The sequence below is a fragment of the Fontimonas sp. FW305-C-3 genome (genome assembly GCF_058783185.1).
On record NZ_JBYSYK010000001.1, the window covers coordinates 1,250,860 to 1,266,910 of the forward strand.

The 16,051-nt window shown below is 67.6% G+C and carries 12 protein-coding genes; 7 read left to right on the forward strand and 5 right to left on the reverse strand.

Features of this window, described 5'->3' with window-relative positions; all coding sequences use genetic code 11:
• Positions 1 to 29 precede the first annotated feature (29 nt).
• Positions 30 to 665: a LuxR C-terminal-related transcriptional regulator gene (locus tag AC3WUF_RS05765; RefSeq protein ID WP_492423320.1), complete on the forward strand. Its 636-nt coding sequence runs from the start codon at positions 30 to 32 to the stop codon at positions 663 to 665.
• Here the strand turns inward: AC3WUF_RS05765 and AC3WUF_RS05770 are convergent.
• Both AC3WUF_RS05770 and AC3WUF_RS05775 read right to left on the reverse strand, forming a co-directional pair.
• Positions 662 to 1,219 (reverse strand): winged helix-turn-helix domain-containing protein, encoded by a 558-nt coding sequence (locus AC3WUF_RS05770; RefSeq protein WP_492423322.1) that lies wholly within the window; start codon positions 1,217 to 1,219, stop codon positions 662 to 664. The two genes, AC3WUF_RS05765 and AC3WUF_RS05770, sit on opposite strands and share 4 nt — an antisense overlap.
• A gap of 6 nt (positions 1,220 to 1,225) precedes the next feature.
• Positions 1,226 to 5,371 (reverse strand): YadA family autotransporter adhesin, encoded by a 4,146-nt coding sequence (locus tag AC3WUF_RS05775; RefSeq protein WP_492423324.1) that lies wholly within the window; start codon positions 5,369 to 5,371, stop codon positions 1,226 to 1,228.
• A 212-nt stretch (positions 5,372 to 5,583) separates the two neighbouring features.
• Here AC3WUF_RS05775 and AC3WUF_RS05780 point away from each other — a divergent pair, with 212 nt between their 5' ends.
• Positions 5,584 to 6,663 (forward strand): N-acetyltransferase DgcN family protein, encoded by a 1,080-nt coding sequence (locus tag AC3WUF_RS05780; protein ID WP_492423326.1) that lies wholly within the window; start codon positions 5,584 to 5,586, stop codon positions 6,661 to 6,663.
• Positions 6,660 to 7,643, forward strand: a complete 984-nt coding sequence (gene dgcA, locus AC3WUF_RS05785) for an N-acetyl-D-Glu racemase DgcA (RefSeq protein WP_492423328.1) — start codon at positions 6,660 to 6,662, stop codon at positions 7,641 to 7,643. The genes AC3WUF_RS05780 and dgcA overlap by 4 nt, the downstream gene beginning before the upstream one ends.
• 96 nt (positions 7,644 to 7,739) lie before the next feature.
• Here the strand turns inward: dgcA and AC3WUF_RS05790 are convergent, their stop codons facing one another.
• Positions 7,740 to 8,123, reverse strand: a complete 384-nt coding sequence (locus tag AC3WUF_RS05790; protein WP_492423330.1) for a RidA family protein — start codon at positions 8,121 to 8,123, stop codon at positions 7,740 to 7,742.
• Positions 8,124 to 8,277: 154 nt separating this feature from the next.
• On the opposite strand from AC3WUF_RS05790, the gene AC3WUF_RS05795 reads away from it, so the two are divergent.
• From AC3WUF_RS05795 to AC3WUF_RS05810, 4 genes are all read left to right on the forward strand, one after another.
• Positions 8,278 to 9,171 (forward strand): alpha/beta fold hydrolase, encoded by an 894-nt coding sequence (locus AC3WUF_RS05795; protein ID WP_492423332.1) that lies wholly within the window; start codon positions 8,278 to 8,280, stop codon positions 9,169 to 9,171.
• Positions 9,168 to 10,544 (forward strand): MFS transporter, encoded by a 1,377-nt coding sequence (locus tag AC3WUF_RS05800; protein WP_492423334.1) that lies wholly within the window; start codon positions 9,168 to 9,170, stop codon positions 10,542 to 10,544. The genes AC3WUF_RS05795 and AC3WUF_RS05800 overlap by 4 nt, the downstream gene beginning before the upstream one ends.
• Positions 10,545 to 10,737: 193 nt before the next feature.
• A complete protein-coding gene (locus AC3WUF_RS05805) occupies positions 10,738 to 12,087 on the forward strand; it encodes an MFS transporter (RefSeq protein WP_492423336.1) in 1,350 nt (449 codons plus the stop codon).
• Between the two features lie 28 nt (positions 12,088 to 12,115).
• A complete protein-coding gene (locus AC3WUF_RS05810; protein ID WP_492423338.1) occupies positions 12,116 to 13,255 on the forward strand; it encodes a helix-turn-helix transcriptional regulator in 1,140 nt (379 codons plus the stop codon).
• 133 nt (positions 13,256 to 13,388) lie between these two features.
• Here the strand turns inward: AC3WUF_RS05810 and AC3WUF_RS05815 are convergent, their stop codons facing one another.
• Both AC3WUF_RS05815 and AC3WUF_RS05820 read right to left on the reverse strand, forming a co-directional pair.
• Positions 13,389 to 14,888, reverse strand: coding sequence for a M81 family metallopeptidase (locus AC3WUF_RS05815; protein ID WP_492423340.1), 1,500 nt, complete (start codon positions 14,886 to 14,888; stop codon positions 13,389 to 13,391).
• A 14-nt stretch (positions 14,889 to 14,902) separates the two neighbouring features.
• Positions 14,903 to 16,042 carry an NAD(P)/FAD-dependent oxidoreductase gene (locus tag AC3WUF_RS05820; RefSeq protein WP_492423342.1) on the reverse strand — a complete coding sequence of 380 codons (1,140 nt, stop codon included), beginning with the start codon at positions 16,040 to 16,042 and terminating at the stop codon, positions 14,903 to 14,905.
• Between the last annotated feature and the right edge of the window lie 9 nt (positions 16,043 to 16,051).

Consider the following 16,051-nt stretch of genomic DNA (forward strand, 5'->3'; position numbering starts at 1 on the left):
ATGCAGGACCATTGGGGGCAACACAGCAGATGGGCAACGCCGTAACAACCGTCATCATCGCGGATGACCATCCGCTGTTCAGCGTGGCCCTGCGCCTCGGCGTGCAGCGTGTCGCGCCGGACGCGGCTGTGATCGAGGTTGCCTCGTTCGCCGCCCTGCGCGAGGCGGTGCGCAGCCATCCGCAGGCCAGTCTGGTGCTGCTGGATCTGATGATGCCGGACGTCGAGGGTCTGTCGGCGCTGCAGTTCCTGCGCGACGAATTCAACACGCTGCGGGTCTCGATCGTCTCCGGCGCGCCGGCGCGGACCTGGGTGCGCGCCGCCGAGGCGCTCGGCGCGGTCGGCTTCATTCCCAAGTCGACATCGCCCGAACAGATACAGCAGATCCTCGGCTCCTTGCTGCGCGGCGGGACCTGGTGGCCGTTGCCGGAACCGGGCGCGGCGCAGGACGACAGCGTCGATGCACGCATCGAACGCCTGTCGCCCCAGGAACTGCGCATCCTGCTGCGCATCAAGGACGGCCGGCTCAACAAGCAGATTGCCGACGAACTCGGCATTGCCGAGTCCACCGTAAAGACCCATATCACGATGCTGCTGCGCAAGCTCGACCTGCAGAGCCGTACGCAGGCCGCGGTCCTCGCGCAGAAGGTGATGACCGGCGGTTAGCCGGTCACGTCCGCCGCGGCGTTGAACACGTAGCCGTGGCCGCGCGCGGATGCCAGCGGCAGCCGCATGCCGCACAGCGACTCAACCTTCTTGCGCAGGCGCGAGATCGTGACGTCGAGATTGCGCCGGAACGATTCCAGCTGCGGCCGGCTCAGCGCGACCAGCAGTTCCTCGCGGCTGACCACCTCGCGCTTGCGGCTGAACAGGCAGCGGATCAGCTGCGATTCCGCCAGCGAAAGCTGCGCTTCGCGACCGTTCGGCGCTAGCAGGCGCCAGCGCGCCTGATCGTAGCTCCACAGTTCGACCGGTGCCGGCTGGAATTCCGCCGTCAGCCGGCGTTGCAGGCCGTGCAGCAGATCGTTGAGCGTATTCGGATCGACGGTCTCGGCCTGATGATCCAGGCCGTTGACGTCGAGCCCCAGGCCGACGAGCAGCTTGTACAGCGTCGTGCGCAGGCTTTGGTTGTCGTCCATCGGCAGTAGGGGTTGCAGCGTGTCCCGGTCTGCCGCGTGCGTGGCGTAGTTGGAGGTATTCATGTTGGTCGTGGATTCCATGATGATTTACCAGCTGATTCCCATACCGGCACCGACCATGCTTTCTCCGCCTTCGGCGTAGGAACCGCCGATGCGTACGGAGCTGCGTTCGGTCAGCATGCCGCTGAATGTGGCGCCGATTGCCTGGCTGTCGGCGTAGTGACCGACGCCAACGTTCAACTGCATGCCACCCTGCAGTCGATAATCCGGTGAAGCCATTGCCAGCGCTGCGCTCATTGCGCCGACGGCGTTGGTCTGACGGTTCTGTGCACGCAGGCGCGCATCTGTGTTCTCGCGATAGGCGTCGAGCTGGCCCAGATTCACCGCATCGGTGGGATCGATGCCGGCGGCCACATTCGTGATGCGCCGCTGCTGCGTCGACGAGCCGACCGAGACCGTGTTGGCCTGATCCGCGACCGAGCCGTTGCCGAGTGCAACGCTGTTGCTTGCGCTGGCCTGCGCGCCGTTGCCCAGAGCGACGGCGAACTCACCCGCGGCAGCGGCGTTGTCGCCGACGGCGGTCGTGTTGGTGCCGGTGGCCTGCGCGCCGGTGCCGACGGCAACCGAGGAGCGTGCGACCGCGCCGGCGCCGATCGCCACCGAGTTGGCCTGCACCGCGGTGGCGTTCTGACCCAGCGCAATGCCGCCGGCGGACTGCGCCAGCGCGCCGCTGCCGATTGCGATGGCGTTCGCCGCGCCGCTGCTGACCTCGGCGTCGTGGCCGATCGCGAGGCCGTTGTCGGCACCGCTGCCGACGCGCGCCGAGCTGTTCGCATCGTCGCCGGCGCCGATGGCGATCGCGTTGGTGGCACTGGCGGTGCTGTTGACACCGATCGCGCTGGCGTTGCGACCGTTCGCCAGATTGCCGGCGCCAACGGCGACACTGCTGAGAGACGTCGACAGGTTCAGCCGGCCGACCGCCGTGCTGCCGCTGCCGCTGGCGCGGTTGTCGGTGCCGATCGCGTTGGCCGCGGTGCCGCTGGCTTGGTTGCGCACACCGCAGCGCATCGCATCGGTCGCACCGGACGGACCGCAGAAAGCGATTGCTTCCTCGGCGCGCGCCAACGCGGTATCGGCAGTGGCCTGTGCACCGGTGACGCGAACGTCGAGCTCGGCGATGTCGGCGGTGTTCGTCGCAACGGTCGCCTCGACGCCGTCCACGCGGTTGTCGAGCGCCGCGATGGCGACGGTGTTCTGGCCGGACTGGACCAGTGCGGCGTTGGCGTCCTGCTGCGCTTCGGCAACGCCGCTGTCGAGGCTTTCGAGCGCCGAGCCGACGTTGCTGAAGTTCTGTCCCTGCACCGCGTAGCTCGGCGCGGTGACATTGCCCTGCGCATCGACGGCGGCACCGCCGCCCAGTGCCGCGGCAAAGCCGGTGCCCTGGTTGTTGGCCTGGGTCTGCACTGCATCGATATCGGCCTCCGCCGTATCGAGGCGGTCTTCGGCGTCATCGAGGCGGCCTTCCGTTGCATCGACGCGGGTGTCGAGCGTCGCGATGTCGGTCTCCGCCGTATCGAGCCGGTCCTCGGCATCGTCGAGACGGCCTTCGGTTGCATCGACGCGGGTGTCGAGTGCAGCGATGTCGGTCTCCGCTGTATCGAGGCGGTCCTCGGCATCGTCGAGGCGGCCTTCGGTTGCGTCGACGCGGGTGTCGAGTGCAGCGATATCGGTCTCCGCTGTATCGAGGCGGTCTTCGGCATCGTCGAGGCGGCCTTCGGTTGCATCGACGCGGGTGCCGAGTGCATCGATGTCCGCTTCGGCGGTGTCGAGGCGATCCTCTGCGGCATCGGCCCGATCGCCGAGCGTGTCGATCGCGGTCTCGGCAGTATCCAGGCGGTCTTCCGTTGCATCGACGCGATCATCGAGCGCATCGATATCCGCTTCGGCGCCATCCAGGCGGCCGTCCAGTCCGCTGATCAGTGTTGTCTGGTTGGCGAGGGTGGCTTCGGCCGTGTCCAGGCGATCGTCGAGCGCGCCGATCTGCGAGGTGTGCGTGGTCAGCGTGGTTTCAGCAGTATCAAGACGACCATCGAGCGCATTGATCTGCGAGGTATGCGTCGTCAGCGTGGCTTCGGCGGTATCGAGGCGACCGTCGAGTGCATTGATCTGCGAGGTGTGCGTCGTCAGTGTTGCCTCGGCAGTGTCGAGCCGGCCATCGAGCGCGCCGATCGCATTGGTATTCGCCGTGACGTTCGCGTTGGTCGCAAACAGCTGCGAGCCATTGACGGCAGCGGTGCTGGTCGCGCTCAACGTGCCGGCGGCGACATTGACGATGCTGCGCTCGGCGCCGACGGCGCCGACCGACACGGTGTTGGCGACGCTGGCGAGCGAGCCCGCGCCGATCGCGACGCTGTTGGTGGCCGTCACGCGGGCGTCCGTGCCCAGCGAGATGCTGTCGACGCCGGCCGCGGTGACCGAGGCGTTGCGGCCGATCGCGATGCCGTTGGTGGCGCCAGCGGCGACGCGCGTGCCGGCATCGCTGTTGTTGGAATTGCCGATCGCGAGCGAGTAGTCGCCCGCCGCAAAGCCGTTGGCGCCGACGGCGGTGGCGTAGTCGCCGCTCGCATCGCTCTGGTAGCCGATGGCGCTGCTCGCGGTGCCGCTGGCGGCGTTCTGGTGACCCATCGCGCTGCTGTCGACGCCGGAGGCGGTGTTGTCGAAGCCCATCGCACTGCTGTCTTCGCCGGAGGCGCTGTTGCTGATGCCGACCGCGGTGGAGTCGTCTCCGGAGGCGCTGTTGCTGACGCCGACCGCGGTGGAGTCGTCGCCGGTCGCGCGGTTGTTGCTGCCGACCGCCGTGCTCTGCTCCTGAGAGGCGAGGTTGTAGGCGCCGAGCGCGGTGCTGCCGATGCCGGATGCGGTGTTGGTGGCTCCGAGGGCGGTGCTTTCGATGGCGGAAGCGATGCTGTCGCTGCCGATCGCCGTGCTGTCGTTGCCGTCCGCGGTGTTGTTGTAGCCCATACTCGTGCTTCGCTCGCCGTTGGACTCGCCGGAGCGGCCGATAGCCGTGCTGTCGACCGCGGTCGCGCGGGTTTCGCTGCCGATGGCGGTGCTGCTGGCGCCCGATGCGACGTTGCCGAAGCCCAGCGCCGTGCTGCGTGAAGCGGTGGCGTTGCTGATGTGGCCGATCGCGGTGCTGGAGTCGCCGGTTGCCTGGCTCGAGCGGCCGACGGCGGTGCTGTCCGCGCGGGTGGCATGGGTGTCGTAGCCGATCGCGGTGCTGTAGGCGCCGCTCGCGACGTTCGCGCGGCCGAAGGCACCGCTGGCCAGGCCCGATGCGGTGTTCTGGTGGCCGACGGCCGTGCTGAGGCCGCCGCTCGCGGCATTGTCGAAACCGACCGCGGTGCTGCTGTCGCCGGTGGCGCGACTGCCGCGGCCAAAGGCGCTGCTGTCGTTCGCCGACGCCGTGTTGTCGTGACCGACGGCGGTCGAACGATCGCCCTCGGCAAGATTCGAGTATCCGGTGGCGGTGCTTTCAGCGCCGGAGGCAATGTTGCTGACGCCGATCGACGTGGCGCGGTCGGCGGTGGCCTGGCTGCTGGAGCCGAAGGCGTTGCTGAAAAGATGGCTCGCGACATTGCCGGCGCCGAACGCCGAGCTGTTGTCGCCGCTCGCGTTGCTGCCGTAGCCGACCGCGGTGCTGCGATCGCCGGTGGCGTTGCTGCCAAGGCCGAAGGCACTGCTGTCGTGCCCTGACGCCGTGTTGTCGTAACCGACAGCGCTCGAATGAGTGCCCTGGGCGAGGTTCGAGTATCCAATGGCGTTGCTCTCGACGCCGGAGGCAATGTTGCTGACGCCGATCGACGTGGTGCGGTCGGCGGTGGCCTGGCTGCTGGAGCCGAACGCATTGCTGAACAGGCCGGCGGCGTCATTGTCGTAACCGAACGCACTGCTGTTGGCGCCCGACGTGAAGTTGCCGAAACCGATCGCTGAACTGTTGGTGGCCGACGCGTTGTTGCTGTTGCCGACCGCCGCGCCGCCGGCGCCGTTGGCGATGTTGAAGTGCCCGCAACCGAGGGAATTGGCGCCCGTTCCGGTCGTGCTGCCGGTGCCGCCGCCAGACAGTTCACAGGTGCTCGCCTGCACCGTCGGCATCCCCAGCAACAGGATCGCGCTGGCGTAAAGGGTGCGGACAAAGACCGGGCGGGGCGATTCGTTGAACTTGCGCTTCATGGGGGCTTCCTTGCGTTCGATGCGTGAACGCAAGAATCCGCCAGCCCGGCAATGGCCGGTATCCATGAGTAGGACTACGACTTTGGTCGGAGGTCTTTGGTCGGAGTGACAGCGGCGGCGGGCTGCTGGCCGGTTTCCGGCATTTTTACGGATGTAGGGCTGGCGGCCCGGCTGGTCTACTACGCCGGTCGAATATCACTGCCGAGACTGAAATGAGCACGCTGCCTTCCACGCTGCAAACCACTGCGGAAACGCCCGCAGGCAACAGCGAGAAGTTTGCCACGACGGTGGTGCTGCGCCAGCCGTACCTGCTGTTTCTCGGCGAGGCCACGCATTTCTCCCAGGCCAAGACCGCCTTCGGCCTGCGCGACTGGGCGCCCGAGGCCTGTGTCGGCCAGTGGAGCCTGCCGGGCTGCGCGGTGACGCTGGACCTGCCGGAGATGACGCCGGCGCAGGCCGTCGCCAAGGGTGCGGGTTCGCTGCTGATCGGTATCGCGCCGGTCGGCGGCCGTGTGGCGCCGAGCTGGATCGCCAGCCTGTTCGCCGGCATCGAGGCCGGCCTCGACATCGTCAGCGGCATGCATACGCCGCTGGCGGAGATTCCCGGCCTGGCCGATGCCGCCAAGGCGCGCGGCGTGCGTCTGGTCGATGTGCGCCGGCCGCCGGCGAACCTGCCGATCGGCACCGGCCGCAAGCGCAGCGGCAAGCGCGTGCTGACCGTTGGCACCGACTGCGCGCTCGGCAAGAAGTACACCGCACTGGCGCTGACTCAGGCGCTGCGCGGCAAGGGTATTGCCGCGGATTTCCGCGCCAGCGGCCAGACCGGCATCATGATCGCCGGCAGCGGCATCCCGATGGATTCCGTCGTTGCCGACTTCACCGCCGGCGCCGCCGAATGCCTGTCGCCGGATGCGGCAGCCGATCACTGGGACGTCGTCGAGGGCCAGGGCTCGCTGTTCCATCCCGCCTACGCCGGCGTGACCCTGGGCCTGCTGCACGGTTCGCAGCCGGATGCGATGGTGCTGTGTCACGACCCGCATCGCACGCATATCTTCGCCGCACCGACATTCCCGACGCCGACGCTGAAGGTCGCCATCGAACAGTATCTGCAGGCCGCGCGCCTGACCAATCCGGACGCGCGCATGGTCGGCATCAGCTTCAACACCTCGGCACTCAACGACGGCGAACGCGCCAAGCTGTTTGCCGACACCGAGCGCGAACTCGGCCTGCCGTGCTTCGATCCGCTGAAGACGCCGCTCGACGCCGTGATTGACCGGATGCTCGCAGCATGAGGCACACGCTCAAGGCTTACGCGCAGTCCTGGCCGATGATCGAGCCGTTCACGATCGCGCGCGGCACGCAGACCACGGCCGATGTCGTTGCCGTCGAGATCTCGGCCAACGGCGTCACCGGTCGCGGCGAAGCAGCCGGCGTGCCGTATGCCGGCGAGACGCAGGAAACGCTGCTGCGCGACATCGAAGGCGTGCGCGCCGCGGTCGAGGCCGGCGTCACGCGTCAGGATCTGCTCACGCTGCTGCCGGCCGGCGGCGCACGCAACGCGCTGGATGGTGCGCTGTGGGATCTCGAGGCCAAGCTCAGCGGCGTGCCGGTCTGGCAGCGCGCCGGAGTTGAGCGCGGCGGCGCGATCACGACGGCGATCACGATCGGCATCCGCGGCATCGCCGAGTACGAGAAGGCCGCGCTCGCCCTCGCCAACAATCCCTGGATCAAGATCAAGGTCGACAAGACCGAGCCGCTGGCCGCCGTGCGCGCCGTGCGCCGTGTCGCGCCGCACGCGAAGCTCGTCGTCGATGCCAACCAGGCCTGGACGGTGGAAGACCTGAAGCGCCTCATGCCGGAACTCGTCGAGATCGGCGTCGATCTGCTGGAACAGCCGGTCAAGGTCGGTCACGACGACGGCCTGCAGGGCTACGACAGCCCGATCCCGATCTGCGCCGACGAGTCGATCAACACCGCGGCGGACCTGCCGGGTCTGGTCGGCCGCTACAGCTTCATCAACATCAAGCTCGACAAGACCGGCGGCCTGACGACCGCGCTGGAACTTGCACGCGCCGCGCAGAAGCTCGGCCTGCGCCTGATGAGCGGCTGCATGTGCGGCGGCTCGCTGGCGATGGCGCCGGCGATGGTGCTCGGCCAGCTCTGCGAGATCAACGACCTCGACGGCCCGATGCTGCAGGTCGGCGACTGGGACGGCGGCATCGTCTACAACCGCGGCGTGATGACCCCGCCGTGGCCGGCATTCTGGGGCTAAGCGCTGCAGCCGTAGCCCGGGTGAAACCCGGGGGCCGCAGGCCTCATTCCTGGCAAGCCCCCGGGTTTCACCCGGGCTACGTGGCCTGATTCGTGATTACCCGACGTATGCGATCGCGTCGATCTCGACCTTCGCGCCCGGAATCAGCAGATCACTGACGACGGTCGAGCGCGCCGGCGGACGATCCGGGAAGAACTCGCGATAGGCGGCGTTGAACGCGGCGAAGTCGGCCTTGTCGGTGATCCACACAGAAACCTTCACGATGGAGTTCAGATCCGTGCCGGCCTGCTGCAGAATCGCGCGGATGTTGGCAATCGCCTGACGCGCCTGCGCCGCGATGTCTTCGGAGACGACGGCGCGCTGCTCGTTGATGCCGAGCTGGCCGGAGACGAAGACGAAGTCGCCGGCGCGGATCGCCGGGGTGAGGGGAATGGTCGCGCCGTTGGCGAGGACCATGGGCTTGCCGATGGACTGGATCATGCTGGGCTCCGATGATGAGTCGGCGCATCCTAGTCGCCCGTCAGGCGCTGCAAAAGCCGCCGCGTGCGGACTTCGGGCATTCAGGTGGTTTCACTGACTCCGCAGTTCATCGTGGACTGTTGTACTCGCTGCCGTGCTTTTACTCGACCAACGCATGAACACGATTGCCAGCGAAGGAACCATTGCCGAGCTCGGCGCCAGCCGGATTCTCTACCGGGTTTCCGGAACCCCGAGCGCGTTGCCGGACTTCGTCCTCGAGCACGGCGGCGCCGGCAGCGCCGACCACTGGAGCGAACTGGCGCCGATGCTGGCCCGGCATGCACGCGTGCTGAGCTACGACCGCGCCGGCATGGGCGAGAGCCCGGCGGACGGGCTCGGTTACGGTGCGCCGGCCGTCAACCAACGTCTCGCGCAGCTGGTCGATCATGTCGGCGTGCGCAAGCCTTTCATCCTCGTCGGCTATTCGCTCGGCGGCCTGTATGCGCGGCACTACGCGTACACGCATGCCGAGGATCTGGCGGGACTGGTGCTGGTGGATGCCAGCCCGACCGCGATGGAAATTCCGCCGGATGCGCATCGCAAGCTGATGCGGCTGTTGCGCAAGTTTCACTGGCTGGCACGCTCGGGCCTCGGCGCGCTGTATCTGCGCTTTCTGGGCCAGCGCAGCGACACGGCGAAGGCGAAACGCGGCCTGCGGCGCTTTGCCGAGCGCGACTTCCTCGAATGCATGAGCGCCGAGTTCCTGGCGATCCCGGTCATCCAGGCCGAGGTCGAACGCGTTGCGGCGCAACCGCGCCATCCGACGCTGGCCGTGCTCGCCGGCACCGCGCCTGCGGGCATGCCGCCCAAGGTGTTTGCCGGCTTGCGCCGCATGCATGACGCGCTGGCGCAGAGCGCGCCGGCGCCGCTGAGCCGGCAGTTGGTCATCGAAGAAGCGCATCACGGCAACATCGTCGGCGATGCGGCGAATGCAGCGCAGCTTGCCGATCACATTCTCGCGTTCGCGCGCAGCCTGGGTCAGAGACCGGATGCGGGGCGCGCCGCTTGAGCGCGACCGCAACGGCGGTTGGCGCCGCGCCGCCTCTGCGCCGCGGCCTGCTGGTCCTCTTCGCACTGCCGGCGATCCTGCAGGCGTTCATGCTCGCGCCGGCGGGCGCCATCCTGCAGACCGTGTACGCGAAGGAGTCGGGCATCGCGCTCGTGACGCTGGGTCTGGCGATCATGGCGGTGAGGCTGCTGGATATCTGCAGCGATCTGCTGATCGGCTACCTGTCCGACTACACCGCACAGCGCGGTACCAGCCGCAAGCTCTGGATGGTGGCCGGCACCTTCGTCACCGTGCTGGCGCTGTGGTTCCTGTTCCGCCCGGCCGTGCCGGTGTCGGTCTGGTACTTCGGCTTCTGGTTCTGGCTGGCGAACATCGGCTGGTCGCTGGTCGAGATTCCGTACCGGTCATGGACCATCGAGTTCACGTCGGACGCGGCGCAACGCACGCGCATCGTGACGTACACCGCGGCGTTCTCGTTCATCGGCGGCATGCTGTTCTACGGCGTGGCCCCGATCGGCAAGGCGGTGGGTCTGCTGGAGACCGCCGAACTCAATCTGCAGATGCTCGGCCTGACCGCGATCCTGATCCTGCTGTTCCTGCCGGCGCTGAGCTTCCTCAGCTTTGCGCGCGTGCCGGACACGCAGTTTCCGCAGCCAGTGCAGCCAGCCAGTACGCTGCCCAGGGAAAGCTGGTCCTTGCTGTGGCGGACCATCATCGGCAACACGCTGCTGTTGCGCCTGATGGGCTGCGTCGTGATGGCCAATCTGGTGGTCGGCCTGGGCGGCAGCGTCTCGCTGCTCTACATGACCAACTATCTGCTGCTCGGCAGTGCCGCCAACACGGTCATGGCGATGAGCCTGCCGCTGACCATGCTCGGCATTCCGTTCTGGGGCTGGGTGGCAACGAAGTATCCGCGGCAGAAGATCTGGGCGGTCGGCATGGCGCTCAGCGGCCTGGCCTACGGCGCGCTGGGCCTGTTTCCGCCGCAGCCGAATCTCGTCCTGTTCTCGATGACCATCTCGCTGATGCTGTTCTGCGTGCTGTCCGGTCTGGTGGCGGTGCCAGTGCTGATGGGCGATGTCATCGACCACGGCCGGGCGAAATTCGGCGTCGAACGCGCCGGCCTCTACCAGGCGGTCCGCGTCCAGGTGATGAAGGGCGTTGCCGCGGTGTCCGCGGGCAGCGGCCTGATCCTGCTGGGCTGGCTGGGTTTCGACGCCGCGAAGTCCGGTGCCGATCTGACGCCGCAGGCGGTGTTCGCGCTGAAGTCGGTGGCGGCCTGGGTGCCGGCGCTTGGCTTTCTCGTCAGTGCCGCGCTGATCTGGCTGGTGCCCATCGGCAGCGGCATGCAGAAGCCGCCGGCGCGCCGCTGATTCAGAATCGTCGCCCGGATGCAATCCGGGGCTTGTGCCTTGTGGCGAGCTTGGATCGCGGATTGCATCCGGGCTACGCTCATTCTGGTGGTTTCACTGAGGGTGCCGGGCGCTGCGGGCTGTTGTACTGCGACCGTACCCATCCATAGCCTCAGGTCCGCGATTGAGCCAGGAAGCCGCTTTGAAGCGCAGCATGCTGTTCGCGTTCGCGCTGCCGGCGATCATGCTCGGTTTCACGCACGCGCCGGAATCCAGCGTGCAGGGCATCTACGCCAAGCACACGGGCCTGTCGCTGTCGGCGCTGGCCGGCGCGTATCTGATCTCGCGGCTGTTCGATGCGATCACCTATCCGCTGATCGGCCATCTGTCCGATCTGACGTATCGCAGGACCGGCACGCGCAAGCCCTGGATCATCGCCGGCACGCTGGCGATGGTGGTCGGCCTGTGGTTCCTGTACCGGCCGCCGGCGGATGTGTCGATCGTCTATTACACGGCCTGGTTCACCGTCACCTACATCGGCTGGAAGCTCACCGAGATTCCTTACGCCGCCTGGAGCTTCAACCTGTCGGGCGACTACGTGCAGCGGGCGCGCATCCAGCTGTGGCGCAGCATGGCGATGGTCATCGGCGGCATGGTCTTCTTCGTCGTTCCTTATCTCGCGAAGCAGCTGGGGCTGACGATGACGACGGAACTGAATCTGGAGACGCTGGGGATCACCGCCATCGTCATCGCCGTCTGCGTGCCGTTGCTCAATGCCTATGCGCTGGCGCGGGTGCCGGATGGCGCGGCGCCGCTGCCGTCCAGCAACAGCACCGGATTCGGCGACTGGCGCGGCATGGTGCAGGCGGTCACGCAGAGCCGCGCGATGCTGCAGCTGATGGCGGCCTATGTGCCGATCACCTTCCTCGCCGGCATGGCGGCGGGCGTCAACTACCTGTTCATCGATCGCTACCTGGGTCTGTCCGAACAGCTGCCGATGATCATGCTGGTGTCCGCGCCTTGCGCCTTGCTCGGCCTGCCGTTCTGGGGTTGGCTGTTCCTGAAGTTTGAACGCCACCGGGTGCTGGCGATTTCGCTGGTGCTGAGTGCGCTGGCCTACAGCTGCATCGGCTTTGCGCCGGTCGGCCAGGAAGGGTTCTGGCTGGTGATCGTCATGAACGCGCTGGCCACCTTCGGCCTGATGGGTCTGCCGATCGCCGCGCCGGCAATGACCGGCGATGTCGCCGACGACGAGCGCCTGCGCACCGGCGAGGATCGCGGCGGCCTGTACTCCGGCATGCTTGCGTTCACCGCCAAGTCGCTGGCCGGCGTTGCCGGCGCGACCGGCCTGTTCATGCTCGATGTGCTCGGCTTCGACGCCAAGGCCGCCGTTCAGAGCGGCGAGGGTGCATTGGCGATCCGCCTGATCGGCGCCTGGCTGCCGGCCGTCGGCATTGCCTTCGGCGTCGGCCTGATCTGGAACTTCCCCATCACACGCGCCAGACAGGAGGCCACGCATGCCGCACTCAAGGCCCGCGAAGCTGCAGCAACGAACGCCGGCTAGGCCGCGCGCCGCTTGTTATCCTTGCGGCATGAGTCCGCTGAGTCCGCTGAGTCCGCAGAACCTTCCCGCAAGCGATCCCGATCACGCGCTGATCGTCGATCTGCAGAGCGCGCTGGACCTCGAAAGCGTCTGGAAGACCTGCCTGAAGCTGGTCGCCAGCAAGCTGCCGCATCGCTCGTGCAGCCTGATGTTCAACATCATCAACTACGAGCCGACCGACGCGCGCCATCACGTGACGACGCCGCGCAATCCGGACTATGTGCCAGCGACCAGCCTGACGATTTCCGGGCCGTATCTGGCGCGCCATCCGCAGATCAAGCTGTATACCTACTCGCAGATCGTCTCCGAGGATCCGGACGCGCACCGCCGGCGCCTCGACCAGGAGCCCGATCCGGAATGGACCGAGTTCATCCATCTGGCGTTCTGGCATGACGCGACGCCGGAAGCGGTGCTGAGCATTCACCGGCCGCCGGAGCAGTCGCACATCAGCGCCGAGGAGCATGCGTTTCTCGAGCAGCTGCACCCGATGATCGAAGCCGCGCTGCGTCGCGTGCGCGCGGTCGAGGGCGAGCGCTCGCGGCGCGCGAGCTACGAGCACTTCCTGCGCCAGGTGCCGCTGACCCTGATGTTCGTCAACGCCGACGGCGAGACGCTGTTCGCCAACAACGAGGCGGAGAAGCAGTGCGGGCGCTGGAATCGCGGCCTGCGCAGCGCCGTCGTCGCCGACGCGGAATTCCGGCTGCCGGAGAGCGTCGGCGCGATGTTCGAGAACGTCACGCGCCGCGCTGGCGGCACGGAAGTGGTGTTGAGCGGCCGCCCCGGCAGCGTGCGCCTCGCGCATCCGACGCTCGAAGGCCTGTCGGTGAAGATCGACTGCAACTGGCAGTTCTCCGGGCTGCGGATGAGCCCGAGCTATGTCGTGACCTTCCTCGACGAGCCGACCGCCGGCGAGGAGTCCGCCGAACTGTCGCCGGCGGCGCTGCTGGTGCTGCAGAAGCTGACGCCGACCGAACGCCGCGTCGCGCAGCTGGTCGCCAAGGGTCTGCGCAACGACAAGATCGCCGAGCATCTGTCGCGTTCGCGGCGGACGATCGAGTTCCAGCTGAACTCGATTTATCGCAAGCTGGATATCAGTTCGCGGACGGAACTGGTGCGGGCGTTGAGCTGAAATTCTCCTCCCTCTCCCCGCGAGCGGGGAGAGGGCCGGGGTGAGGGGCGGTCCCGACACGAAAACGCTGGAACTCTGCAGAACTGCAGGACGACGTTCAGTCGATGCGGAGCACCGTCTGAAAAGACGCCCCTCACCCCAACCCTCTCCCCGCAGGCGGGGAGAGGGAGACCGTAGCAGCCCAGGGATCCGCGACCCGCGGCCAGTAATTCAGATCCCGCTTCCTGAACGGCACATTCGCAAAATCCTGTGCCGTCGACCCCGGCGTCGCGACGTACAGCACCTCCGCCGCGATCGGCGCGAACGTCGCATGAAAATGCTGCGTCGATTTCACGACGATCAGCCGTTTGCCGCTCAAGCGGATACCCAGATCTTCAAACGCACCCGGCGCAAGCACCTGCGCTCTCTGGGTGATCAGCACGATGTCGACGCCGTTGACGGCTTCCACCCAGACGCCGGTGCCGAGCGCATAGCGACTGCCGAGGCCGAGCTGCGTGTGCTGGTCGACGATCGCGCGCACCGTGACGCGCACATCGACCGGCGCGCCGGATAGCGGGCCGCATTTGCCGCCGATGCGCAGGGCTAGCGTCGCGCCGACCCCGGCGCTGCGGCACAGGGCCACTGCGCCGAGATCCCAGAACAGCCCGATCGCAAAGTTGCCGATGCCGGCATCGAGCAGCGCGCGCAGCAGGTAGGTGCTGTCGCCCATCGCGCCGCCGCCGGGGTTGTCGCCAGTGTCGGCCATGACCAGCGGCCCAGTTCCGGCGGCGCGCGCCTTGGAGATAGCTTCGTCGACGCTCAGCATTCCGTGCGCGCTCTGATCGCGCATCGCCCAGAACTCGCGGCCCAGCTGCTGGGCGAGCGCGGCCGCCTTCGCAGGATCGTTGTCGGTGATGACCCAGACCTTGGCGCCGCTGTCGGCAACGTCGCCGCGCGGGAAGCCGTGGCCCAGCGAGACCGACAGCACGCCATCTTTGCCTTCCAGCGCCTGCATGCGGGCGACGAAGGATTTCAGCGGATCGCGCGTCGTGTGCCAGAGACCGACCATGCGGCAGTCGTAGACCGCGGTGACGGGGCGGATCGTGCCGGCCGCGATCTGCATCGTCAGTCGATACAGCTCGCGCAGACGATCGATGCCGTCGACGTGCGGATATTCCTTGAAGCAGATGATCAGGTTGGCGCTGCTGCGCATCCGCTCGGTGAAATGGCAGTGCAGATCGAGCTCGACGCCGATCGGCACCGCGGCGCCGACGATCTCGCGGATCGCCTGGCACAGATCGCCTTCGCAGTCGTCGTAGCCCTGCGCGACCATCGCGCCATGCAGGTAGAGCTGCACCGCGTCGACCGGTGACGCGGCACGCAGGTCTTCGAGAATCTGATGGCGATAGTCCTCGTACAGCGCACGCTGGGTCGGCCCGGCGGGCTGGGCGAAGGCCGCGAGGCTTTCGACGACGCTGTGGCCGTCGCGCTCGGCGAGCTTCCGCAGTTCGGCATGCGAGGCGCCGATGCCGGCAACGCCCCGGGTGCCGCCGTCGCCGCGATAGACGCCGTTGGATTCGAAATCGACCCTGCCGGTCGGCACCGCGGTGAAGGTGTTGGTTTCGGTGACCAGCGTCGCGGCGAAGATCTTCATGGCGAGGGCTCGCGTCAGGCGGGACCGCTTGCCCCTGAATCTACCGCAGCGCGTAGCCGTTGCGGGGCGAACGCCGCGGCATCGATGCCGGCGTCGATGAAGTCGCGGCTTGCCGCCTGGCGCAGCGCCAGTGTTGCGGCCAGCATCGACAGCGCCGGCGCGGTCTGCACGCCGTAACCGCCGAGTCCGGCGAGCCAGAAGAAATCGTCGCGGGTGTCGTCGTAGCCGACCACCGGCGAGCGGTCCGCGGCAAACGAGCGCAGGCCGGCCCAGGAACGCGTGACGCGGCGGATGTCGAGGGTGGTCACCGTCTCGATGCGATCGACCGCGATGGCGATATCCAGCTCCTCCGGCTGCGCATCGCAAGGCGGTGTCAGCGTTTCGTCGCAGGGCGACGCGAGGATCAGCCCGGCGTCCGGCTTGAAGTAGTAGGACGCATCGGCGGCGATGACCGCCGGCCAGTCGGCGCTGCCGACGGCATTCGGACAGTCCATCAGAATCGCAGTGCGCCGCAGCGGCTGGATGTCGAGCGGTGCAATGCCGGCCAGCCCGGCAACGCGATCCGCCCAGGCGCCCGCTGCATTGACGATGACGCGCGCACGAAACTCAGCATGCGCGGTGACGATGCGCCAACCCTGCGACGGCTCCAGCGCCTGCACGTCGGCATTGCAGACCAGCGTCGCGCCGGCGGCCTTGGCCATGCGCAGGAAACCGAGGTGCAGTGCGTTGACGTCGATGTCCTGCGCGCTGGTGTCGAGCACCGCATGCGCCGCAGCCTCCGGCCGCAGAACCGGCACCCATTCACGCGCCTGCGTCGAGCTCATCGGCTTCGCCAGCGGCGACGCGCCGATGGCCTCGATGGTTTCGCGGTCCCGCTCGCTGCCGACATACAGACGGCCGCGCGGCTTGAGCAACGCGTAGTCGGCGAAACCCGGCGGCGGGTTTTCAAGAAAGCCGAGACTCGCGCGCGACAGCGCACGCACCCGGTCGTTGCCGTACAGCGAGGTGTACAGCGCGGCCGAGCGGCCGGTACTGTGGTAGCCGGGATGCGGTTCGCTCTCCAGCAGCAGGACGCTGGCGTGCGGCGCGAGGCGGGCGGCGAGGGCAGCGCCGGCAATGCCGGCGCCAATCACGGCGTAGTCGTAGCTGGACATCGGACTCGG

Excerpts from the sequence above, each read along its gene's own strand:
- AC3WUF_RS05795 (WP_492423332.1), top strand. The coding sequence starts at position 8,278 with ATGAACACGATTGCCAGCGAAGGAACCATTGCCGAGCTCGGCGCCAGC.
- AC3WUF_RS05805 (WP_492423336.1), top strand. The coding sequence starts at position 10,738 with ATGCTGTTCGCGTTCGCGCTGCCGGCGATCATGCTCGGTTTCACGCAC.
- AC3WUF_RS05820 (WP_492423342.1), bottom strand. The coding sequence starts at position 16,042 with ATGTCCAGCTACGACTACGCCGTGATTGGCGCCGGCATTGCCGGCGCT.
- AC3WUF_RS05765 (WP_492423320.1), top strand. The coding sequence starts at position 30 with ATGGGCAACGCCGTAACAACCGTCATCATCGCGGATGACCATCCGCTG.
- AC3WUF_RS05815 (WP_492423340.1), bottom strand. The coding sequence starts at position 14,888 with ATGAAGATCTTCGCCGCGACGCTGGTCACCGAAACCAACACCTTCACC.
- AC3WUF_RS05775 (WP_492423324.1), bottom strand. The coding sequence starts at position 5,371 with ATGAAGCGCAAGTTCAACGAATCGCCCCGCCCGGTCTTTGTCCGCACC.
- AC3WUF_RS05780 (WP_492423326.1), top strand. The coding sequence starts at position 5,584 with ATGAGCACGCTGCCTTCCACGCTGCAAACCACTGCGGAAACGCCCGCA.
- dgcA (WP_492423328.1), top strand. The coding sequence starts at position 6,660 with ATGAGGCACACGCTCAAGGCTTACGCGCAGTCCTGGCCGATGATCGAG.
- AC3WUF_RS05810 (WP_492423338.1), top strand. The coding sequence starts at position 12,116 with ATGAGTCCGCTGAGTCCGCTGAGTCCGCAGAACCTTCCCGCAAGCGAT.
- AC3WUF_RS05770 (WP_492423322.1), bottom strand. The coding sequence starts at position 1,219 with ATGGAATCCACGACCAACATGAATACCTCCAACTACGCCACGCACGCG.
- AC3WUF_RS05790 (WP_492423330.1), bottom strand. The coding sequence starts at position 8,123 with ATGATCCAGTCCATCGGCAAGCCCATGGTCCTCGCCAACGGCGCGACC.